General features: G+C 61.8%; 16 protein-coding genes. 11 read left to right on the forward strand and 5 right to left on the reverse strand.

Annotation, left to right across the window (positions count from 1 at the left end):
• Positions 1-32: 32 nt before the first annotated feature.
• Positions 33-1,316 (reverse strand): Zn-dependent hydrolase, encoded by a 1,284-nt coding sequence (locus HX803_RS12160; protein ID WP_178920863.1) that lies wholly within the window; start codon positions 1,314-1,316, stop codon positions 33-35.
• A 168-nt stretch (positions 1,317-1,484) separates the two neighbouring features.
• Positions 1,485-2,972, reverse strand: coding sequence for an NCS1 family nucleobase:cation symporter-1 (locus tag HX803_RS12165; protein ID WP_178920864.1), 1,488 nt, complete (start codon positions 2,970-2,972; stop codon positions 1,485-1,487).
• A gap of 591 nt (positions 2,973-3,563) precedes the next feature.
• Here HX803_RS12165 and hydA point away from each other — a divergent pair.
• From hydA to preA, 3 genes are all read left to right on the forward strand, one after another.
• A complete protein-coding gene (gene hydA / locus HX803_RS12170; protein ID WP_178920865.1) occupies positions 3,564-5,003 on the forward strand; it encodes a dihydropyrimidinase in 1,440 nt (479 codons plus the stop codon).
• A gap of 158 nt (positions 5,004-5,161) precedes the next feature.
• A complete protein-coding gene (locus HX803_RS12175) occupies positions 5,162-6,529 on the forward strand; it encodes an NAD(P)-dependent oxidoreductase (RefSeq protein ID WP_178920866.1) in 1,368 nt (455 codons plus the stop codon).
• Positions 6,529-7,803 (forward strand): NAD-dependent dihydropyrimidine dehydrogenase subunit PreA, encoded by a 1,275-nt coding sequence (gene preA, locus HX803_RS12180; protein ID WP_178920867.1) that lies wholly within the window; start codon positions 6,529-6,531, stop codon positions 7,801-7,803. The genes HX803_RS12175 and preA overlap by 1 nt, the downstream gene beginning before the upstream one ends.
• 122 nt (positions 7,804-7,925) lie before the next feature.
• Here the strand turns inward: preA and HX803_RS12185 are convergent, their stop codons facing one another.
• On the reverse strand, positions 7,926-8,546 hold the full coding sequence (locus tag HX803_RS12185) for a TetR/AcrR family transcriptional regulator (protein WP_025854871.1): 621 nt from the start codon (positions 8,544-8,546) through the stop codon (positions 7,926-7,928).
• 238 nt (positions 8,547-8,784) lie between these two features.
• Here HX803_RS12185 and HX803_RS12190 point away from each other — a divergent pair, with 238 nt between their 5' ends.
• The 8 genes from HX803_RS12190 (at position 8,785) to HX803_RS12225 (ending at position 16,095) form a co-directional block, all read left to right on the forward strand.
• Complete coding sequence (locus HX803_RS12190) at positions 8,785-9,648, forward strand: sensor domain-containing diguanylate cyclase (RefSeq protein ID WP_178920868.1); 864 nt, start codon at positions 8,785-8,787, stop codon at positions 9,646-9,648.
• A gap of 95 nt (positions 9,649-9,743) precedes the next feature.
• Positions 9,744-10,211: a GNAT family N-acetyltransferase gene (locus tag HX803_RS12195; protein WP_178920869.1), complete on the forward strand. Its 468-nt coding sequence runs from the start codon at positions 9,744-9,746 to the stop codon at positions 10,209-10,211.
• Positions 10,205-10,570 carry a copper homeostasis periplasmic binding protein CopC gene (gene copC, locus HX803_RS12200; protein ID WP_178920870.1) on the forward strand — a complete coding sequence of 122 codons (366 nt, stop codon included), beginning with the start codon at positions 10,205-10,207 and terminating at the stop codon, positions 10,568-10,570. Before HX803_RS12195 ends, copC begins: the two co-directional genes overlap by 7 nt.
• A gap of 3 nt (positions 10,571-10,573) precedes the next feature.
• Positions 10,574-11,431: a copper homeostasis membrane protein CopD gene (gene copD / locus HX803_RS12205; protein ID WP_178920872.1), complete on the forward strand. Its 858-nt coding sequence runs from the start codon at positions 10,574-10,576 to the stop codon at positions 11,429-11,431.
• Between the two features lie 599 nt (positions 11,432-12,030).
• Positions 12,031-13,293 carry an OprD family porin gene (locus HX803_RS12210; protein WP_178920874.1) on the forward strand — a complete coding sequence of 421 codons (1,263 nt, stop codon included), beginning with the start codon at positions 12,031-12,033 and terminating at the stop codon, positions 13,291-13,293.
• Positions 13,294-13,519: 226 nt separating this feature from the next.
• Positions 13,520-14,344, forward strand: a complete 825-nt coding sequence (locus HX803_RS12215; RefSeq protein ID WP_178920876.1) for an NAD(P)-dependent oxidoreductase — start codon at positions 13,520-13,522, stop codon at positions 14,342-14,344.
• A 3-nt stretch (positions 14,345-14,347) separates the two neighbouring features.
• Complete coding sequence (locus tag HX803_RS12220; RefSeq protein WP_178920878.1) at positions 14,348-15,223, forward strand: SMP-30/gluconolactonase/LRE family protein; 876 nt, start codon at positions 14,348-14,350, stop codon at positions 15,221-15,223.
• Between the two features lie 11 nt (positions 15,224-15,234).
• Entirely contained in the window at positions 15,235-16,095 is an 861-nt protein-coding gene (locus HX803_RS12225; RefSeq protein WP_178920880.1) for an aldose 1-epimerase, read from the forward strand.
• 137 nt (positions 16,096-16,232) lie between these two features.
• Here HX803_RS12225 and HX803_RS12230 read toward each other — a convergent pair whose 3' ends face one another.
• Complete coding sequence (locus HX803_RS12230) at positions 16,233-17,378, reverse strand: HlyD family secretion protein (protein WP_178920882.1); 1,146 nt, start codon at positions 17,376-17,378, stop codon at positions 16,233-16,235.
• Positions 17,375-19,018 (reverse strand): MFS transporter, encoded by a 1,644-nt coding sequence (locus tag HX803_RS12235; RefSeq protein ID WP_178920884.1) that lies wholly within the window; start codon positions 19,016-19,018, stop codon positions 17,375-17,377. Before HX803_RS12235 ends, HX803_RS12230 begins: the two co-directional genes overlap by 4 nt.
• Positions 19,019-19,145: the final 127 nt, after the last annotated feature.

A 19,145-nucleotide genomic window follows, 5' to 3' on the forward strand; every position in this document is an offset into this window, starting at 1 on the left:
TCGGGTCGCCGCATCGCTGCGATGACGGTATTTCAGGCAGCGAGCTTGCCACTGGCAATCGCGGCGGACGCAGCAACCATCGCCCGCAACAACACTGCACACCCCGCCGCCAGATCATCCGGCGCAGCATTCTCGATTTCGTTATGGCTGATGCCGCCCTCGCATGGCACAAAAATCATCCCCGCCGGGCCCAGTTCGGCCACGAAAATCGCGTCGTGCCCTGCCCCGCTGACGATGTCCATGTTCGACAGGCCCAGCCCATTCGCCGCATCGCGCACCGCCTCCACGCAGCCTTTATCGAAGTACAACGGCGGGAAATCCGCTGTGGGCTCCATCTCAAAACTCAAGCCATGTTTGGCGCAGGTCTCATCGATCACCTTGCGCACCTGGGCAATCATCGAGTCCAAACGTGCCGGTTCCAAGTGACGGAAATCCAGGGTCATGCGCACTTCGCCAGGGATGACATTGCGCGACCCCGGGTACGCCTGCAGGCACCCGACGGTGCCACACGCATGCGGCTGATGGCCCAGCGCCGCCGCATTCACCGCGGCCACCACCGCCGCCGCGCCCACCAGGGCATCCTTGCGCAGGTGCATCGGGGTGGGTCCCGCGTGGGCTTCCACGCCGCGCAGTCTCAGGTCGAACCACTTCTGGCCCAGCGCCCCCAGCACCACGCCGATGGTTTTCTGTTCATCCTCAAGGATCGGGCCTTGCTCGATATGCGCCTCGAAGTAAGCACCGACTTTGTGCCCGCTGACGGCGCGCGTTCCCGCATAGCCAATCGCATTCAACGCATCGCCCACGCTGACGCCGTCAGCATCGACCTTGGCCAGGGTATCGGCCAGGGTGAATTTTCCGGCAAACACCCCCGAGCCCATCATGCACGGCGGGAAACGCGAACCCTCTTCATTGGTCCACACCACCACTTCCAGCGGCGCCTCGGTTTCCACGTTGAGGTCGTTGAGGGTGCGCAGCACTTCCACGCCGGCCAGCACACCGAAGCAGCCGTCGAACTTGCCACCGGTGGGCTGAGTGTCGATATGGCTGCCGGTCATCACCGGTGGCAGGTTGGGATTGCGCCCGGGGCGACGGGCAAAAATATTGCCGATACCGTCGACGGTGACCGTGCAGCCCGCCGCTTCGCACCATTGCACGAACAGGTCGCGGGCCTTGCGGTCGAGGTCGGTAAGGGCCAGGCGACACACGCCGCCCTTGGGCGTGGCACCGAGCTTGGCCAGGTCCATCAGGGACTGCCACAAACGGTCGCGGTTGATGTGCTGATGGGTGGATTTCAGAACGTCGAGGGCAGCGTTCATGGGGATCTCCTCAGGCTACATTTTTATAGGTTGAACGAGCGTAACTCGATCAAAAATGTGGGAGCGGGCTTGCTCGCGAAAGCGGTCTTTCAGGCAACACTTTCGATAACTGATGCACCGCATTCGCGAGCAAGCCCGCTCCCACATGTGGATTGCATTCCACTTCGGTTACAGCGGGGATTTGGCGGTCACTGGACGGGCCGCACGCTTGGCATTCAGCCCGTAATACATCAAGCCGCCCAATGCCGAACCGGTGAACCAGCCATAGCTGTAGAACCAACTGAACGCATCACTGCCCAGGGATAGCAACGTCAGCACCACCGGCACGCCGAAGGCAATGAAGCCGCTCCAGTTCCACGCCGGGTACACGTCATCGCGGTACAAACCGGCCAGGTCCAGTTGCTGTTTGCGGGTGATGAAATAGTCCACCACCATGATCCCGGCGATGGGTCCCAGCAGGCTGGAGTAGCCCAGCAACCAGTTGGAATACACGGTCTCCAGGCTCACGTCGGACACGATCAGCCCAAGCTTTTTCAGCAGCTCATGGGCCATCAGCGCCAGCCCCACCAGCCCGGTGAGGATCACCGCCGTGGTGCGGTTGATCAGCTTCGGCGCGATGTTCTGGAAGTCGTTGGTGGGCGAGACAATGTTCGCCGCGGTGTTGGTGGACAAGGTGGCGATGATGATCAGCGCCATGGCAATGGCCACCCACACCGGGCTCTGGATATGCCCGATCAGCGTCACCGGGTCGGACACGCTCACGCCCACCAGTTTCACCGACGCGGCGGTCATGATCACGCCGAGGGCGGCGAACAGGAACATGGTCAGCGGCAGGCCGAAAATCTGCCCGAGGATCTGGTCTTTCTGGCTTTTCGCATAACGACTGAAGTCCGGAATATTCAGCGACAGGGTGGCCCAGAAACCGACCATGGCGGTGAGGCCGGCCATGAAGTAACCGGTGAGGCTCGCGCCTTCGGGACGCTTGGGCGGGATCGCCATCAACTCGCTGATGGACACATTGGGCATCGCCCACACCAGCAGGCCGATGCCCACCGCCACCAGCAGCGGTGCCGAGAGGGTTTCCAGGCGCTTGATCGACTCGGCGCCACGCAGCACCACCCACAGGTTCAGCGTCCAGAAGATCATGAAGCCGATCACCTCGCCGGTGCCGCCGAGGGACTTCCAGCCCTCGAAGATCGAGCCCAGGAACAGGTGGATCGCCAGCCCGCCGAACATCGTCTGGATGCCCAACCAGCCACAAGCCACCAGCGCGCGGATCAGGCACGGCACGTTGGAGCCGAGGATGCCAAAAGAGGACCGCAACAACACCGGGAACGGAATGCCGTACTTGGTGCCGGGGAAGGCGTTGAGGGTCAACGGGATCAGCACCACGATGTTCGCGAGCAAGATCGCCATCAGCGCCTCGCCCACCGACAAGCCGAAATACGCCGTGAGCACCCCGCCCAAGGTGTAGGTGGGCACGCAGATCGACATGCCGACCCACAGGGCGGTGATGTGCCATTTGTTCCAGGTTCGTTCGTGCACCTTGGTCGGTGCCATGTCGTGGTTGTAGCGAGGGCTGTCGAGGACGTCGGGGCCGGCGTCGAGTTCGTACAGGCCGTTGCGCTCAATGACTTGCGATCTGTTCTGTTGCATGGCCGCTCCACGGTTTTTTCGAATTATTTTTGCTCACCCAACGCATCACGCCAGGTGGCCGGAGTACCTCGTAAACAACATGACATCACAGGCCCGGCCAGCCGCCACTGCACTCAATAACCGTGCCGACAACCGTTACCGAAACCGCACCGCTTATATAACGTACTGATGTTTATCAGCTTTCCGATTGGGCCCTGGGTACTTGCTGCGTGACTCAGGCTAAATCACGCGAAAGTTATCCGAACTGTCAGGACTCAATCTGGTGCAACACAATTATTTTTATTTCCCATGCCCGTCAAGGGGCATGTCTCAAGCGTCTGATTTGCAATAAGAAATGTTGCTCAATTTAAGAACCTGTCAAGTGCGTCAAAATGGTGAGACAGCGCTTCATTTTGGTGAAAATCATTTTTAATCCTTACAAATCAATACTTTGAATACGATATAAGCTTATAAAAAATCTTCTTGCCCAATCGAAAAACTCGGGCTAGTTTCTATTCCTGTCACCGATGACAGGAATTAACCGACCATCGGTAAGCAGCATTACAACACTTAGAACTGGCACAAGCCGGTCAAGCCTGTGAGGAACTCGACATGTCGCTGTTGATCCGTGGCGCCACCGTTATTACCCATGATGAAAGTTACCGCGCCGATGTTTTATGCGCAGGCGGTCTAATTCGGGCTATTGGTACGAACCTGGATATTCCCGCCGGCACTGAAGTACTCGATGGCAGCGGCCAATACCTGATGCCGGGCGGCATCGATCCCCACACCCATATGCAACTGCCCTTCATGGGCACCGTGGCCAGCGAAGACTTTTTCAGTGGCACCGCCGCTGGCCTGGCCGGTGGCACTACCTCGATCATCGACTTTGTGATCCCCAACCCGCAGCAGTCGTTGCTGGAGGCGTTTCATCAATGGCGCGGCTGGGCGCAAAAGTCCGCCTCCGACTACGGTTTTCACGTGGCGATCACCTGGTGGAGCGAGCAGGTGCGCGAGGAAATGGCCGAGCTGGTCAGCCACCACGGCATCAACAGCTTCAAGCATTTCATGGCCTACAAGAACGCGATCATGGCGGCCGACGACACCCTGGTGGCTAGCTTCGAACGCTGCCTAGAACTGGGCGCCGTGCCCACCGTGCACGCAGAAAACGGCGAGCTGGTGTATCACCTGCAACGCAAGCTGATGGCCCAGGGCATCACCGGGCCGGAAGCGCACCCGTTGTCGCGTCCCTCGCAAGTTGAGGGCGAAGCGGCCAGCCGGGCGATCCGCATTGCCGAGACCATCGGCACCCCGCTGTACCTGGTGCATGTGTCGACCAAGGAAGCGCTGGATGAAATCACCTACGCCCGCAGCAAAGGCCAGCCGGTCTATGGCGAAGTGCTCGCCGGCCACCTGCTGCTGGACGACAGCGTGTACCAGCACCCCGACTGGCAGACCGCAGCGGGCTATGTGATGAGCCCGCCGTTCCGCCCGCGCGGGCACCAGGAAGCGCTGTGGCATGGCCTGCAATCGGGCAACCTGCACACCACCGCCACCGACCATTGCTGCTTCTGCGCCGAACAAAAAGCCGCTGGCCGGGACGACTTCAGCAAGATCCCCAACGGCACGGCAGGTATCGAAGACCGCATGGCCGTGTTGTGGGACGAAGGCGTCAACAGCGGGCGCTTGTCGATGCAGGAGTTCGTCGCCCTGACCTCCACCAACACCGCCAAGATCTTCAACCTCTACCCCCGCAAAGGTGCGATCCGCGTCGGCGCCGATGCCGACCTGGTGCTGTGGGACCCCGAGGGTACGCGGACCATTTCCGCCAAGACCCACCACCAGCAAGTCGACTTCAACATCTTCGAAGGCAAGACCGTGCGCGGCGTGCCGAGCCACACCATCAGCCAGGGCAAACTGGTGTGGGCCGACGGTGACCTGCGTGCCGAACGCGGGGCCGGGCGGTATGTGGAGCGGCCGGCGTATCCGGCGGTGTTTGAGCAGTTGAGCAAGCGGGCTGAGCTTTCCAGGCCCGTGGCTGTAAACCGCTGATACCGCATTCGCGAGCAAGCCCGCTCCCACATTCGACCGCGTTCCCCCAGACAAAATGGGGTCGAATGTGGGAGCGGGCTTGCTCGCGAAGAGGCCAGTACAGGCAACAAAAAATGCCCACTTAGAGGCAATCCAAAAAAAACCGTGAGGCCAAACCCGTGATCCAGACCCTGACCCACCTCCCCCATCCCCATGAAGACGGGGCAACGCTCGCCAGCCACTTCACCGACCTGGCGCCGCCGCTCAACGCGCGCCAGGCCCAACTGGAAGCCTCGCGCTGCCTGTATTGCTACGACGCGCCGTGTGTGAACGCATGCCCCAGCGAGATCGACATCCCGTCGTTCATCCGCAACATCCACACCGAAAACATCCAAGGCGCCGCGCAGAAGATCCTCTCGGCCAACATCCTCGGCGGCAGTTGTGCGCGGGTGTGCCCCACCGAAATCCTCTGCCAGCAAGCCTGTGTGCGTAACAACGCCGAAGAATGCGCCCCGGTGCTGATCGGCCTGTTGCAGCGCTACGCGGTGGACAACGCACACTTCACCGAGCATCCGTTTCATCGCGCCGCGTCGACCGGCAAGCGCATCGCAGTGATCGGCGCCGGGCCTGCGGGCCTGGCCTGTGCCCACCGCAGTGCGATGCACGGCCATGACGTGGTGATCTTCGAAGCCCGGGAAAAAGCCGGTGGCCTGAATGAATACGGGATCGCCAAGTACAAGCTGGTGGATGACTTCGCCCAGAAGGAGCTGGATTTCCTGCTGCAGATTGGCGGCATCGAGATTCGCCATGGCCAACGCCTGGGCGACCACCTCACCTTGAGCGAACTGCACCAGCAGTTCGACGCGGTGTTCCTCGGCCTCGGCCTGGCCGCCAGCAAACAGCTCGGCCTGCCCCATGAGGACGCCCCCGGCTTGCTCGCCGCCACCGACTACATCCGTGAACTGCGCCAGGCCGATGACCTCACGCAACTGCCCCTGGCCGACCGCTGCATCGTGCTCGGTGCCGGCAACACCGCCATCGACATGGCCGTGCAGATGGCCCGCCTCGGCGCCCGCGACGTCAACCTGGTGTACCGCCGTGGCCTGGCGGACATGGGCGCCACCCACCATGAACAGGAGATCGCCAAGGCCAACCAGGTCCGCCTGCTGACTTGGGCGCAACCCGAAGAAGTGTTGCTGGACGACCATGGCCATGTGCGCGGCATGCGTTTCTTGCGCACGCGCATGGAAAACGGCCGCCTGCACCCCACGGGCGAAACCTTCGAGTTGGCCGCCGATGCGATCTTCAAGGCCATCGGCCAGGGCTTCGACAACGCGGTACTGCACGACCCGCTGGCCCAGCAGCTGCACCGCGTGGGCGAGCGGATCTTCGTCGATGAGCACCTGCAAACCAGCGTTCCAGGGGTGTACGCCGGAGGCGATTGCGTCAGCCTCGGCCAGGACCTCACCGTGCAGGCGGTGCAACACGGCAAGCTGGCCGCCGAGGCCATGCACGCCCAACTCATGCTGACTGTGGAGGCTGCGTAATGGCCGATCTCTCGATTGTATTTGCCGGTATCAAAGCCCCCAACCCCTTCTGGCTGGCCTCTGCGCCGCCCACCGACAAGGCCTACAACGTGGTGCGCGCCTTCGAAGCCGGCTGGGGCGGCGTGGTGTGGAAAACCCTCGGTGAAGACCCGGCGGCGGTCAACGTGTCGTCACGCTATTCAGCCCATTACGGCGCCAACCGTGAAGTGCTGGGCATCAACAACATCGAGCTGATCACCGACCGCTCCCTGGAGATCAACCTGCGGGAAATCACCCAGGTGAAAAAGGATTGGCCGGACCGCGCACTGATCGTGTCGCTGATGGTGCCGTGCGTAGAGGAATCGTGGAAAAACATCCTGCCCCTGGTGGAAGCCACCGGTTGCGATGGCATCGAGCTGAACTTCGGTTGCCCCCATGGCATGCCCGAGCGCGGCATGGGCGCGGCGGTTGGCCAGGTGCCGGAGTATGTGGAACAGGTAACACGCTGGTGCAAGACCTATTGCTCACTGCCGGTGATCGTCAAGCTCACGCCGAACATCACCGATATCCGCGTGGCCGCGCGGGCGGCGTATCGCGGTGGGGCGGATGCGGTGTCGCTGATCAACACCATCAACTCCATCACCAGCGTCGACCTGGAGCGCATGGTCGCCCTGCCGGTGGTCGGCACCCAAAGCACCCACGGCGGCTATTGCGGCTCAGCGGTCAAGCCGATCGCGCTGAACATGGTCGCCGAAATCGCCCGCGACCCGCAGACCCAGGGCCTGCCGATTTGCGGCATTGGCGGCATCGGCAACTGGCGCGATGCGGCGGAATTCGTCGCACTGGGTTGCGGCGCGGTGCAGGTGTGCACGGCGGCGATGCTGCATGGGTTCCGGATTGTCGAGGAGATGAAGGATGGGTTGTCGCGGTGGATGGACAGTCAGGGTTACAACAACCTGCAGGCATTTTCCGGGCGGGCGGTGGGCAACACCACAGACTGGAAGTACCTGGATATCAACTACCAGGTGATCGCCAAGATCGACCAGGAAGCCTGTATTGGTTGTGGGCGTTGCCATATCGCCTGTGAAGACACCTCACACCAGGCCATCGAAAGCGTGAAATTGGCGGATGGCACGCACAAATATGAGGTGATCGATGAGGAATGCGTGGGTTGCAACCTGTGCCAGATCACCTGCCCGGTGGCGGACTGTATCGAGATGGTGCCGATGGACACCGGCAAGCCGTTTTTGAATTGGACGCAGGACCCTAGGAATCCCTACCGGGAGGCGGTGTAGCCCTTTAGACCGCCTTCGCGAGCAAGCCCGCTCCCACATTCGACTGCATTCCTCCCTCTATAACGCGGTCAACTGTGGGAGCGGGCTTGCTCGCGAAGGGGCTCTTAGGTCCACCACAAAAATCAAGGCTCCAACCCAATCCCCCGCAAGATCACACTCGTCACCGTCTGTATCGCCTTCTCGAACTGCATGTCCGACAACGGCTGGTGGTCATTCAGGATCTTCACCTGGTGATCGAAGTCGGCATAGTGCTGGGTCGATGCCCAGATCATATACAGCAGGCTCGACGGCTCCACCGGCAGGATGCGTTTGTCCTCCACCCACTGGCGAATCTTCGCTTCCTTCATCTTGGCCCAGTCGTACAGGCTTTCATCCAGCGCCTCACCGAGCGTCGGCGCGCCATGGATGATCTCGTTGGCCCAGACTTTGGATCCATACGGCCGCGTGCGCGAACGCTGCATCTTGGCGCGGATGTAACTGCTGAGCACCACCCGTGGGTCATCGAAGGTTTCGAAACTCAGGGCGTCCTGCTTCCATACTTCCAGCAAGTCGAACAGCACCGCGCTGTACAGTTCGCTCTTGGTGGTGAAGTAGTAATGCAGGTTGGAACGAGGCAGTTGCACTTCTTCGGCAATGTCGGCCATGGCGGTGCTGCCATAGCCTTTTTCGGCGAAGATTTTCTCCGCCGCCAGCAGGATTTTCTCGACGTTGACTCGACGAATTCCGATCTTGTGATTACCCATAAAGGCTGCAAACCCACTCACTGTCTATGGACGCTTCAAACGGCACGTGCGCCATCACATCATGAACAGACACATTAGGCCACACACCTGCTGCCCCAACTTCGGCTTACGCAGCCGATTGCCCGGACATGCCGTTGATCGACAGATCGACTTTTGCGGCGCAAAGGCTGCAGTTTTCCTCGGCGTCCTGCCTTGTGAACGGGCTATGATCGGCACATCTGAACCGGACCCCTGACCTATGGCCGTTGACCTGCAAGCCCTCTATCCAAAATTGATTCACCTGATGCTGGACACGGTCTTCGTGGTCGAAAGCAACAACCACATCGTATTTGTGAGCGATGCCTGTGAAGCATTGCTCGGTTACCGTGCCGACGAACTGACCGGCACCCTCATCACCGACTACATGCACCCTGAGGACCTGGCGCGCACCCGGGCCTCCATCGTGCGGGTCATGAACGGCAAACCCCATGTCGACTTCCGCAACCGCTATATCCGCAAGGACGGCGGTGTCGTGCACATCCTGTGGGCCGCCTTCTGGTCCGAAGAAGTGGGGGCACGGATCGGCGTTGCACGGGACGTCACGGCCCTCACCCAGGCCGAGGAGGAACTGCGTTTCCTCGCCCATCACGACCCGCTGACGGCGCTGACCAACCGCTCGCTGTTCAATGACGGGCTGGACACGGCCCTTCAGGCCGCGCAACGGCAAAACAGCACCCTGGCGTTGCTGTTTCTGGACGTCAACGACTTCAAGGGCATCAACGACGTGCATGGCCATGGCGTGGGCGATCGGGTGCTCTGCGTGATTGCACGACGGTTGGAACGCTGTGTGCGTGAGGGCGACCTGGTGGCGCGGATGGGCGGGGATGAATTTACGGTGCTGCTGACGGATATCCAGTCCCAGGACGCCGTTTACGCGAAAGTGACCCAGATCCTCGCGGTCATGGCAGAACCGTTGGGCGCAGGCTTCGAAGGGGTCAAGATGCCGTCCTGCAGCATCGGCGTGGCGTTTTATCCAGCGGACGGTGAGGACGCCGATACGCTGCTCAGCCATGCAGACGGTGACATGTACCAGACAAAACGGCGCAGGCTTGCGGCGGAGTGAAGAGCCGCGTGCAAGCCAGGTGAAACTTCCTGTACGAGCCTTTCCCCTGGAAATCGGATTGGTTAGGATCGCGATCCCAATGAAGGATCACTGCCATGACTATTCGACCTCGCGTGGCCGCCGACGACCCAGTGCTGGGAGCACTGTGGGAGCGCTCGGTGCGAGCCACCCATGACTTCCTCCCCGAGGATGACATTCAACGCTTGCTGCCTCTGGTGCGTGATACGTACCTGCCCATGCCCGCCCTCGACGTGTGGGTGTATGAAGACAGCGCCGGCGTCGCCGGTTTTATCGGCACCGGTGGGCACAATGTGGAGATGCTCTTCATCGAGCCTGCGCGCCGTGGCCAGGGTATTGGCCGCCAGCTGCTGGACCACGCCCGCGCCCGCCACGACACCCTGACGGTGGACGTCAACGAACAGAACCCCCAGGCCGTGGGGTTCTACCTGCACTATGGTTTCATCCAGGTCGCGCGTTCGCCGCTGGATGGCGAAGGCAAGCCCTTTCCCTTGCTGCACTTGGCGTTACCGACTCTCTCACCTGAAGGTGCTGAACCATGCTGATCAAGAAAACCCTCACCACTGCCGCGCTGCTCGCCTCCCTGCTGGGAGCCTCGGCAGCGTTCGCCCACGCTCACCTCAAGAGCGCCACCCCTGCCGCCGACAGCACCGTCGCCGCCCCGGCCGACCTGCGCCTGATCTTCAGCGAAGGCGTCGAAGCCACGTTCACCAAGGTCTCCCTGAGCAAGGACGGCACCGAAATCGCCATCAAGGGCCTGGAAACGCCGGACGCCGACAAGAAAGTCTTGGTGGTGACACCGGCCGCCCCGCTGGCTGCCGGCAACTACAAAGTGGTGTGGAACGCTGTCTCGGTCGACACCCACAAGAGCAACGGTGAATACAGCTTCAAGGTCGGCCAATAACCCATGGCGACCCTGCTGGTGCTGTGTCGCTTCCTGCATTTCATCGTCGTGTTGCTGATGTTCGGGGCCTGTGTCTTCAGGCCCTGGCTGCTCGGCGCTGAACCGCAGCCGGCACTGGACCGGCGCCTGCTGCGCATCACCCGCGCCCTGGCCTGGGTCGGGCTGTTTTCTGGCGTAGCGTGGCTACTGTTGATCACCGCCAGCATGGCGGGCAGTTGGGACGCGGCCTTGCAACCGGCCACCGTGCAGTTGGTGCTGGGCAAAACCTTCTTCGGCCAGGTGTGGGCCTGGCACCTGCTGTTCAACCTGCTGCTGGTGCTGGCGCTGATCACACCCTGGCCTGCGCTGCGCCTGCCGTTGATCGCCCTGCTGCTGGTGACACTCGCCCCGGTGGGGCATGGCGCCATGCTCGACGGGCTCAGCGGGCAACTGCTGATCCTCAACCAGGTGGTACACCTGGCGTGTGTCGGCACGTGGCTGGGCGGCCTGCTGGTGCTGGTGTTGATCCTGCGCCAACCGCAGGGCCACCGGCTGGAGCCGATCCTTCGGCGCTTCAGCGGCGTGGGGTATGGCGTGGTCGTCGGGTTGCTGGTGACCGGCCTGATCAACGTGCGCGTGCTGACCGGGCAACTGTGGCCGACGCCTTTGTTCAGTGGGTTTGCCTTGATTCTGCTGATCAAGGTGATGCTGGTGTTGGGGATGCTTGCCCTGGCGTTGCTCAATCGCCTGCGCATCGAACGTTGCGGGGAGCGCCTGGGCAGTTTGAGAGCCAGCGTGATGCTGGAATGGGCGCTGGGTATTGGTGCAGTGGCCGCGGTTTCCTTGCTCGGTACCCTGCCGCCGATGGTCATGGCGGGTTAAAAATCCACGTTGAAATGCCATCACTGTGGGAGCTGCGGTGCGACGGTTCGACTTGCCTGCGAAGGCGGTATGTCTGGCGACTAGGATCGAGTGCATATCCGTTATTTAGGTAACGGCTGATATGGGTTCCGCTCTTACAGCGGGTCACTTTTGGAAAGAGCCGGGATGCCGGCCCAGCCAAAAGTAACCAAAAGGCTCTTGCCCCACCACTCGGCACCTCGCCTAGGCTCGGTGTTCCCTCACTCCGGCCAGCGTGGTTAACGGGGCGCCTAAGATCAAAATCAAGATCAAAAGCAAGAGCACGGCGGCCTGAAAGCCGACCTGAGTGGTTGGATCAAAAGCAGGTACGTGTAGGAGCTGGCTTGCCGGCGATGCAGGCAACTCGGTGAATCAGGCATACCCGGTTGAGGCCATCGCAGCGGTGCGGCGATCCGACAAGCCAGCTCCCACAGAAACCGTGCGCGCGTTTTGATCCGTGCGGCCATAGTCATCGTATAACTTCTGCTTGACACCCCACGAAAACCCCGTAAATATCCGCGCAATGTTGTACGACGACGTACGACAAATAATAAAAACAACAAATAAAAGGGAGTTTCACTGTGAGTCCATTCGCCCGCAATTCCTCCTCGCGTATCGGCCTTCTCGGTCTCGGCAGCCTGGTTTGCACCCTACCCCTGACCACCCACGCCGACGGTTTTATCGACGACGCCACGGCCACGCTCAACCTGCGCAATGCCTACTTCAATCGCAACTTCACCAACCCCACCTACCCCCAGGCCAAGGCCCAGGAGTGGACGCAAAACTTCATCCTCGACGCCCGCTCCGGCTTCACCCAGGGCACGGTCGGGTTTGGCCTGGATGTGCTGGGCCTGTACTCGCAGAAACTCGATGGCGGCAAAGGCACCGGTGGCACCCAATTGTTGCCGATCCACGATGATGGGCGCCCGGCCGACAACTTCGGGCGCTTGGGCGTGGCGCTGAAGACCCGGCTGTCGAAGACCGAATTGAAAGTCGGTGAATGGATGCCGGTGCTGCCGATCCTGCGCTCCGATGACGGCCGTTCCCTGCCACAGACCTTCCGGGGTGGCCAAGTCACTTCCAACGAAATCGCCGGCCTGACCCTCTACGGCGGGCAGTTTCGCGGCAACAGCCCGCGCAACGACGCGAGCATGGAAGACCTGTTCATGAACGGCAAAGCCGCCTTCACCTCCGACCGCTTCAACTTCGGCGGCGGTGAATACAGCTTCAATAACAAGCGCACCCAGGTGGGCGTGTGGTACGCCGAGCTTTCCGACATCTACCAGCAACGCTATTTCAACCTGACCCACAGCCAGCCAGTCGGTGACTGGACCCTGGGCGCCAACCTCGGTTACTTCACCGGCAAGGAAGACGGACGCGCCCTGGCGGGTGATCTCGACAACAAAACCTTTTCCGCGCTGCTCTCGGCCAAATACAAGGGCAATGCCTTTTACGTGGGCCTGCAGAAACTCACCGGCGACAGCGTGTGGATGAAGGTCAACGGCACCAGCGGCGGCACGCTGGCCAACGACAGCTATAACGCCAGCTACGACAACGCCAAGGAAAAATCCTGGCAGGTGCGCCATGATTTCAACTTCGTGGTGCTGGGCATTCCCGGGCTGACCATGATGAACCGCTACATCAGCGGCAGTAACGTGCACACCGGGGCGATCACCGATGGCAAGGAATGGGGCCGTGAATCGGAGCTGGCCTATACCATCCAAAGCGGTACGCTGAAGGACCTGAACCTGCGCTGGAGGAATTCGTCGCTGCGCCGGGACTTCAGCAACAATGAATTTGATGAGAACCGGCTGTTTATCAGCTACCCCCTCTCTCTGCTTTAACGCTTGGCAACGATCTATCAACCGCTGCGAAACCCATGTGGGAGGGGGCTTGCCCCCGATGACAGAGTGTCAGTCAACAGATCGTCCCACTGATCCACCGCCATCGGGGGCAAGCCCCCTCCCACATTTGAATGTCATGCAGAGGTAGGAGCGTTGACAACGTGGGGGATCCGTAAGGATACTTTGGCAAAGTCATACGACAACCTACAACAATAATGGAACGCCCATGACCACCACGACTACTGCACCCGTTCCCTTCAACCGCCTGCTGCTGACCGGCGCTGCCGGTGGCCTGGGTAAAGTCCTGCGCGAACGCCTGCGCCCTTATGCCCAGGTGCTGCGCCTCTCGGACATCGCCGCCATGGCCCCCGCAGCCGGCGCCCATGAAGAAGTGCACACCTGCGACCTCTCCGACAAACAAGCCGTGCACCACCTGGTGGAAGGCGTCGACGCGATCCTGCACTTCGGAGGCGTGTCGGTGGAGCGCCCGTTCGAGGAGATCCTCGGCGCCAATATCAGCGGCATCTTCCACATTTACGAAGCTGCCCGCCGCCATGGCGTCAAGCGCGTGATCTTTGCCAGCTCCAACCATGTGATCGGCTTTCACAAGCAAGGCGAAATCCTCGACGCCCATTCGCCACGCCGCCCAGACAGCTACTACGGCCTCTCCAAGTCCTACGGCGAAGACATGGCCAGCTTCTATTTCGATCGCTACGGCATCCAGACCGTGAGCATCCGCATCGGCTCTTCGTTCCCGGAACCGCAGAACCGCCGCATGATGCACACCTGGTTGAGTTTCGATGACCTCACCCAACTGCTCGAACGCGCGCTGTACACGCCAGACGTCGGCCACACCGTGGTCTACGGCATGTCGGATAACCTAGACACCTGGTGGGACAACCGCTACGCCGCCCACTTGGGCTATGCCCCCAAGGACAACTCCGAAGTGTTCCGCGCACAGGTCGAAACCCAGCCACCGGTGGCCGCCGATGACCCGGCCAAGGTCTACCAGGGCGGCGCCTTCTGCGCGGCCGGCCCGTTCGGCGATTGAGCCATGAGTGCAGAACTGATCGTCGACGCCCGCAACGCGGTGGGCGAATGCCCGGTGTGGGTGCCTGAAGAAAACGCGCTGTACTGGGTGGACATCCCCAACGGCGGCCTGCAACGCTGGAGCGCCGCCACTGGGCATATTGCCGCCTGGAAAGCCCCGCAGATGCTCGCCTGCATTGCCCGTACGCAAACGGGCAATTGGGTGGCCGGGATGGAAAGCGGCTTTTTCCAACTCACGCCGCACAACGATGGCAGCCTCGACACCACCCTGTTGGCCAACGTGCAGCACCCACGCGCCGACATGCGCCTGAACGATGGGCGCTGCGATCGCCAGGGCCGGTTCTGGGCCGGCAGCATGGTGTTGAACATGGGCTTGAACGCGGCCGAAGGCACCCTGTATCGCTATGCCAGCGGCACCGCGCCCCATGCGCAACTGGGCGGGTTCATCACCCTCAACGGCCTGGCGTTCAGCCCGGATGGGCGCACGCTGTACGTGTCGGACTCGCACCCGCTGGTGCAACAGATCTGGGCATTCGACTACGACATCGACACCGGCACGCCGTCCAACCGCCGTGTGTTCGTGGACATGCATGCCTACCCTGGCCGCCCCGACGGCGCAGCGGTGGACGCCGAGGGTTGCTACTGGATCTGCGCCAACGACGCCGGCTTGATCCATCGCTTCACTCCCGACGGTCGCCTCGACCGCTCCCTGGCCGTGCCGGTGAAAAAACCCACTATGTGCGCCTTTGGTGGCAGCCGCCTGGACACCCTGTTCGTCACCTCGATCCGTGATGACCAGAGCGAGCAGTCCGTGTCCGGCGGCGTTTTCGCCCTCAACCCGGGCGTGCAAGGCCTGGCAGAACCGACCTTCGCGCTTTAGGTGGAATGCCGATGCTGATCGAACTCGAAGACGCCCTCACCCACCTCACCCTGGCCCCGGCCGTGGGCGGCAGTATCGTCAACTGGCGGGTGCGCGCCACCGGGCAGCCGTTGTTGCGCCACAGTGGCCAGCAGGCGCTGGACACCGGCTTGCCGGGCAAGCTGGGGTGCTACCCGTTGGCGCCCTGGTCCAACCGGATTGCCGAAGGCGGTTTTGATAACCCGGACGGTTGGCTTGCATTGACGCCTAACAGTCCGCTCGACCCATTGCCGATTCATGGCTCTGCCTGGCAACAGGCGTGGCAGGTGGTCAGCCAGGCCGCCGATGAAGTGGTGTTGGCGGTGGAGTGCGACACGCCATTCGCCTATCGCGCCGAGCAACGGTTTCGGTTGGAGGGTGGCGAACTGATCATCGCATTACGCGTGACCCATCTGGCGGCACAGCCTGCGTGGCATGGTTTGGGATTGCATCCTTACTTGCCGCGCAAACCGGGGACACGGCTGCAGGCAAAGGCGTCACACGTGTGGATGAGTGATGCGTCCAAGCTGCCCACAGGGCTGGCACCGGTGCCTGCCGAGTGGGATTTCCGGCAGTTGAAGGGTTTACCCGAAGGCTTGGTGGACAACGGCTTTTGCCAGTGGGACGGCCACTGCGTGATCGAACAGCCGGAGCTGGGCTACACCCTGGAATGCCAAGCCGAAGGCAGCGACTACTTTTTACTGTACTGCCCACCGGGGCTGGAGTTCTTCTGCATCGAACCGGTGAGCCATCCCGTGAATGCCCACCACCTGCCCGGCAGACCCGGCTTGAAACTGCTGGAACAAGGCCAGTCCAGCCACCTCAACTTCACCCTGAAATACAGCCCCTTGTAGGAATCGGTGTTTGTGGCGAGGGAGCTTGCTCCCGTTGGGTTGCGAAGCAGCCCCAAAAAGCGTGCGGGCGCTTCGCACCCGAGCGGGAGCAAGCTCCCTCGCCACATCAAGCAATCAGCGGTTTGATCCAAAGGGGATCAAGGCGGGCTGTTCTTCAGGCGCCCCGCCGTGTCGATACTCACCACCACCGACAACCCCGGCCGCAACCGTTCGCTCTCGGCCTGGTCCGGATCTACCGTGATCCTCACCGGCACCCGCTGGGCGATCTTCACAAAGTTGCCAGTGGCATTGTCCGCCTGCAACAGACTGAACTCAGAACCTGTGGCCGGGGAAATGTGCTGCACCGTGCCGTGGAATTTGCGGTGGTTCAGCGCATCCACCGTGAAGGTCACCGGTTGGCCGACCTGCACGTTGTCCATCTGGGTTTCCTTCATGTTGGCGATCACCCACAACTGCGGCGGCACCAGCGCCATCAACTGCGCGCCGGAGTTGACGTAGGCCCCCAGGCGCACGCCGATCTGCCCTAGTTGGCCGTCACGGGGTGCGGTGATGCGCGTGTTGGACAGGTCGATCCGCGCCAGCTCCACCGCCGCATCGGCGCTGGCGACGGCCGCTTCCAGGGAGCCGCGATTGACGATCACTGTTTGCAAGTCCTGCTGCGCGATTTCCAGGTTTGCCTGGGCCTGGGCCACGGCGGCGATGGTCTGCGCGTTGGCCGCACGGGTCACGTCCAGCTCGCGCTTGGACACCGAGCCGTCACTGATCAGCTCTTCATTGCGGCGCAAGTCGGCAGTACTTTTGCGCGACTGCGCCTGGCTGTCGGCCAAGGCAGCCTGGCGCAATTTGATCGTGGCTTCGGCGCTGTTGCGCTGCTGCACCACATTGGCCAAGGCGGCCTTTTGCACCGCCAGTTGTGCCAGCGCCTGGTCGAGGCGCTGTTTGTAGATGCGGTCATCCAGGCGCACCAACAGGTCGCCGGCCTTCACGTACTGGAAGTCCTGCACCGGCACTTCGAACACATAGCCGCTCAGTTGCGGCCCGATGATCGTGACCTGACCGCGCACCAGGGCGTTCTCGGTGGTTTCCACCGCGCTGCTGAACGGCGGCAGCTGCCAGGCGTACAGCACGATCAGCACGCCGACGACGGCAATGGCGGCAAAGCCCAGGGACGAAAGAATGCGTACCCGCAACGGCCGCAGCTCGGTGGGCACGGCGCCGGGGGGCGTGCTGCCTTCCGGAGTGGCGGCAATGGCGGTGGTGGTCGTGGTGGAAGGTTCGGTCATGAAGGTGCGCCGCTGGGTTGAACGGGAGTGGCTGCTCGGGTGGTGCTCATCAGCCACAAGCTGCGGATAAAGATCCAGATCATGGTGAGTATCGCGATGATCGCGATCAACATGAAGACATCGTTGTAGGCCATCACGTTCGCTTCACGGGTGGCGGCCGTGGCCAGGCTGCGAATGCCCATGAGGTTGCGCAGCTCGGGATCGGCGATGATGCCGCCGTAGGCCGAGCCGCCACTGTTCACCCGCGCGGCCACACGCGGGTCGAGCAGGGTCAGGTGTTCGACGATCATGCTGGAGTGGAATTTCTCCCGCACAATCTGGAAAGTGCCCAGCAACGCCGCGCCGATCAAGCCGCCGAGGTTCTGGCAAATGCCGAACATCACCGAAAAACTCACCAGATTGCGCGGGTTGGTCAGCACGTTTTTCGTACCCAGCACCATCGTCGGCCCGAGAAAGAAAGTCCCGCCGAAGCCTAGCAGGAACTGGCTGATATACAGGTTTTCCGGGCGGGTCAGGTTGCTGGAAAAACTGTCCATCACCGACCCCACCGCCATCAGCGCCAGGGAGATCACCAACGGCATCAACAGGTGCGCCGGGTTGATGGTCAACGCGCTCACGGCCAGCCCGGCAATCGCCCCGGCCAGCATCACCACGTACAGCGTGTGCATCTGCTGGTAGCTCATGTTCAGCATCTGCATGAAGCCCACCGCGCCGGTGGACTGCTCGGACAGCACCATGCGAATCAGGATCACCGCCAGCGCCAGCCGAATCATCACCCCGCTGCCAAGCCAACGGGTCATCAGCATCGGGTTGCTGCGGTTATGCTCGATGGCCAGGCCGGCCATGATCAGCACCAGGGAACAGGCCGACGCCACGCCGATCCACGGGGCTTCGAGCCACCAGTCGATACGCCCCAGGGACAACACCGCGCACAACAGCGCCACGCCGGTGGCGAGCAAGGCGAAAGTGAGGAAGTCGAGTTTTTCAAAGGTCTTGAAGCGGTCGCCCGGCGGCAACTTGAGCAGGAACACGCAGCCCAGGCAGATCAGCGCCATGCCCAGTTCGAACAGGTACAAGCCGCGCCATTCGGCGATTTGCAGCAGGTCTTCGGAGAACAGCCGGGCCAAAGGCAACGCCAACTGCGCCGTGCCCAGGCCCAGCACCAGCGCCTTCAGGCGCCACTTGGCCGGGAACGCCTGGATCATGTAGTACAAGCCCAGGGAACTGAGCGCCGCGCCCACCATGCCGTGAGCGGCACGCACCGCGATGGCCGAACTCAGGTCGTTGACGAACAAGTGGCCGAAGGTCACCAGGGCATACAGCACCAGGAACACCTCGGTGAATGCACGCAGGCCGAACTGCTGGCGAAACTTCACCAGCAGCAGGTTCATGCACACGTTGGTCATCACATAGGCGGCGGGCAGCCAGGCCATTTCGGCAGTGGTCGCGCCCAGGGCGCCTTGCAGGTATTGCAGGTTGGCAATCACCAGCGCGTTGCCCAAGCCCCCGGTGATTGCCACCAGCACGCCCACCATCGCGAACAGCCAGCGCTTGTGCGTGGGGTGCAACGGCGTCGACGGCGAACCGGGCAGGCTCGGGCGCTCGTGGGGTTCCCAGGCGTGGGGGGTGTATTTGTCCATTTGCAGATCTAGATATCCAAGGCTGGCGATCAGTGTACAGGTAGGAGCCGGCTTGCCGGCGATGACAGTTTTAAGAACAACAATGTTCTCCAGGGCCTCATCGCCGACAAGCCGGCTCCTACAGGGG

It is taken from the genome of Pseudomonas sp. P7548, from assembly GCF_013386585.1.
In the GTDB taxonomy this organism is placed as follows: Bacteria; Pseudomonadota; Gammaproteobacteria; order Pseudomonadales; family Pseudomonadaceae; genus Aquipseudomonas.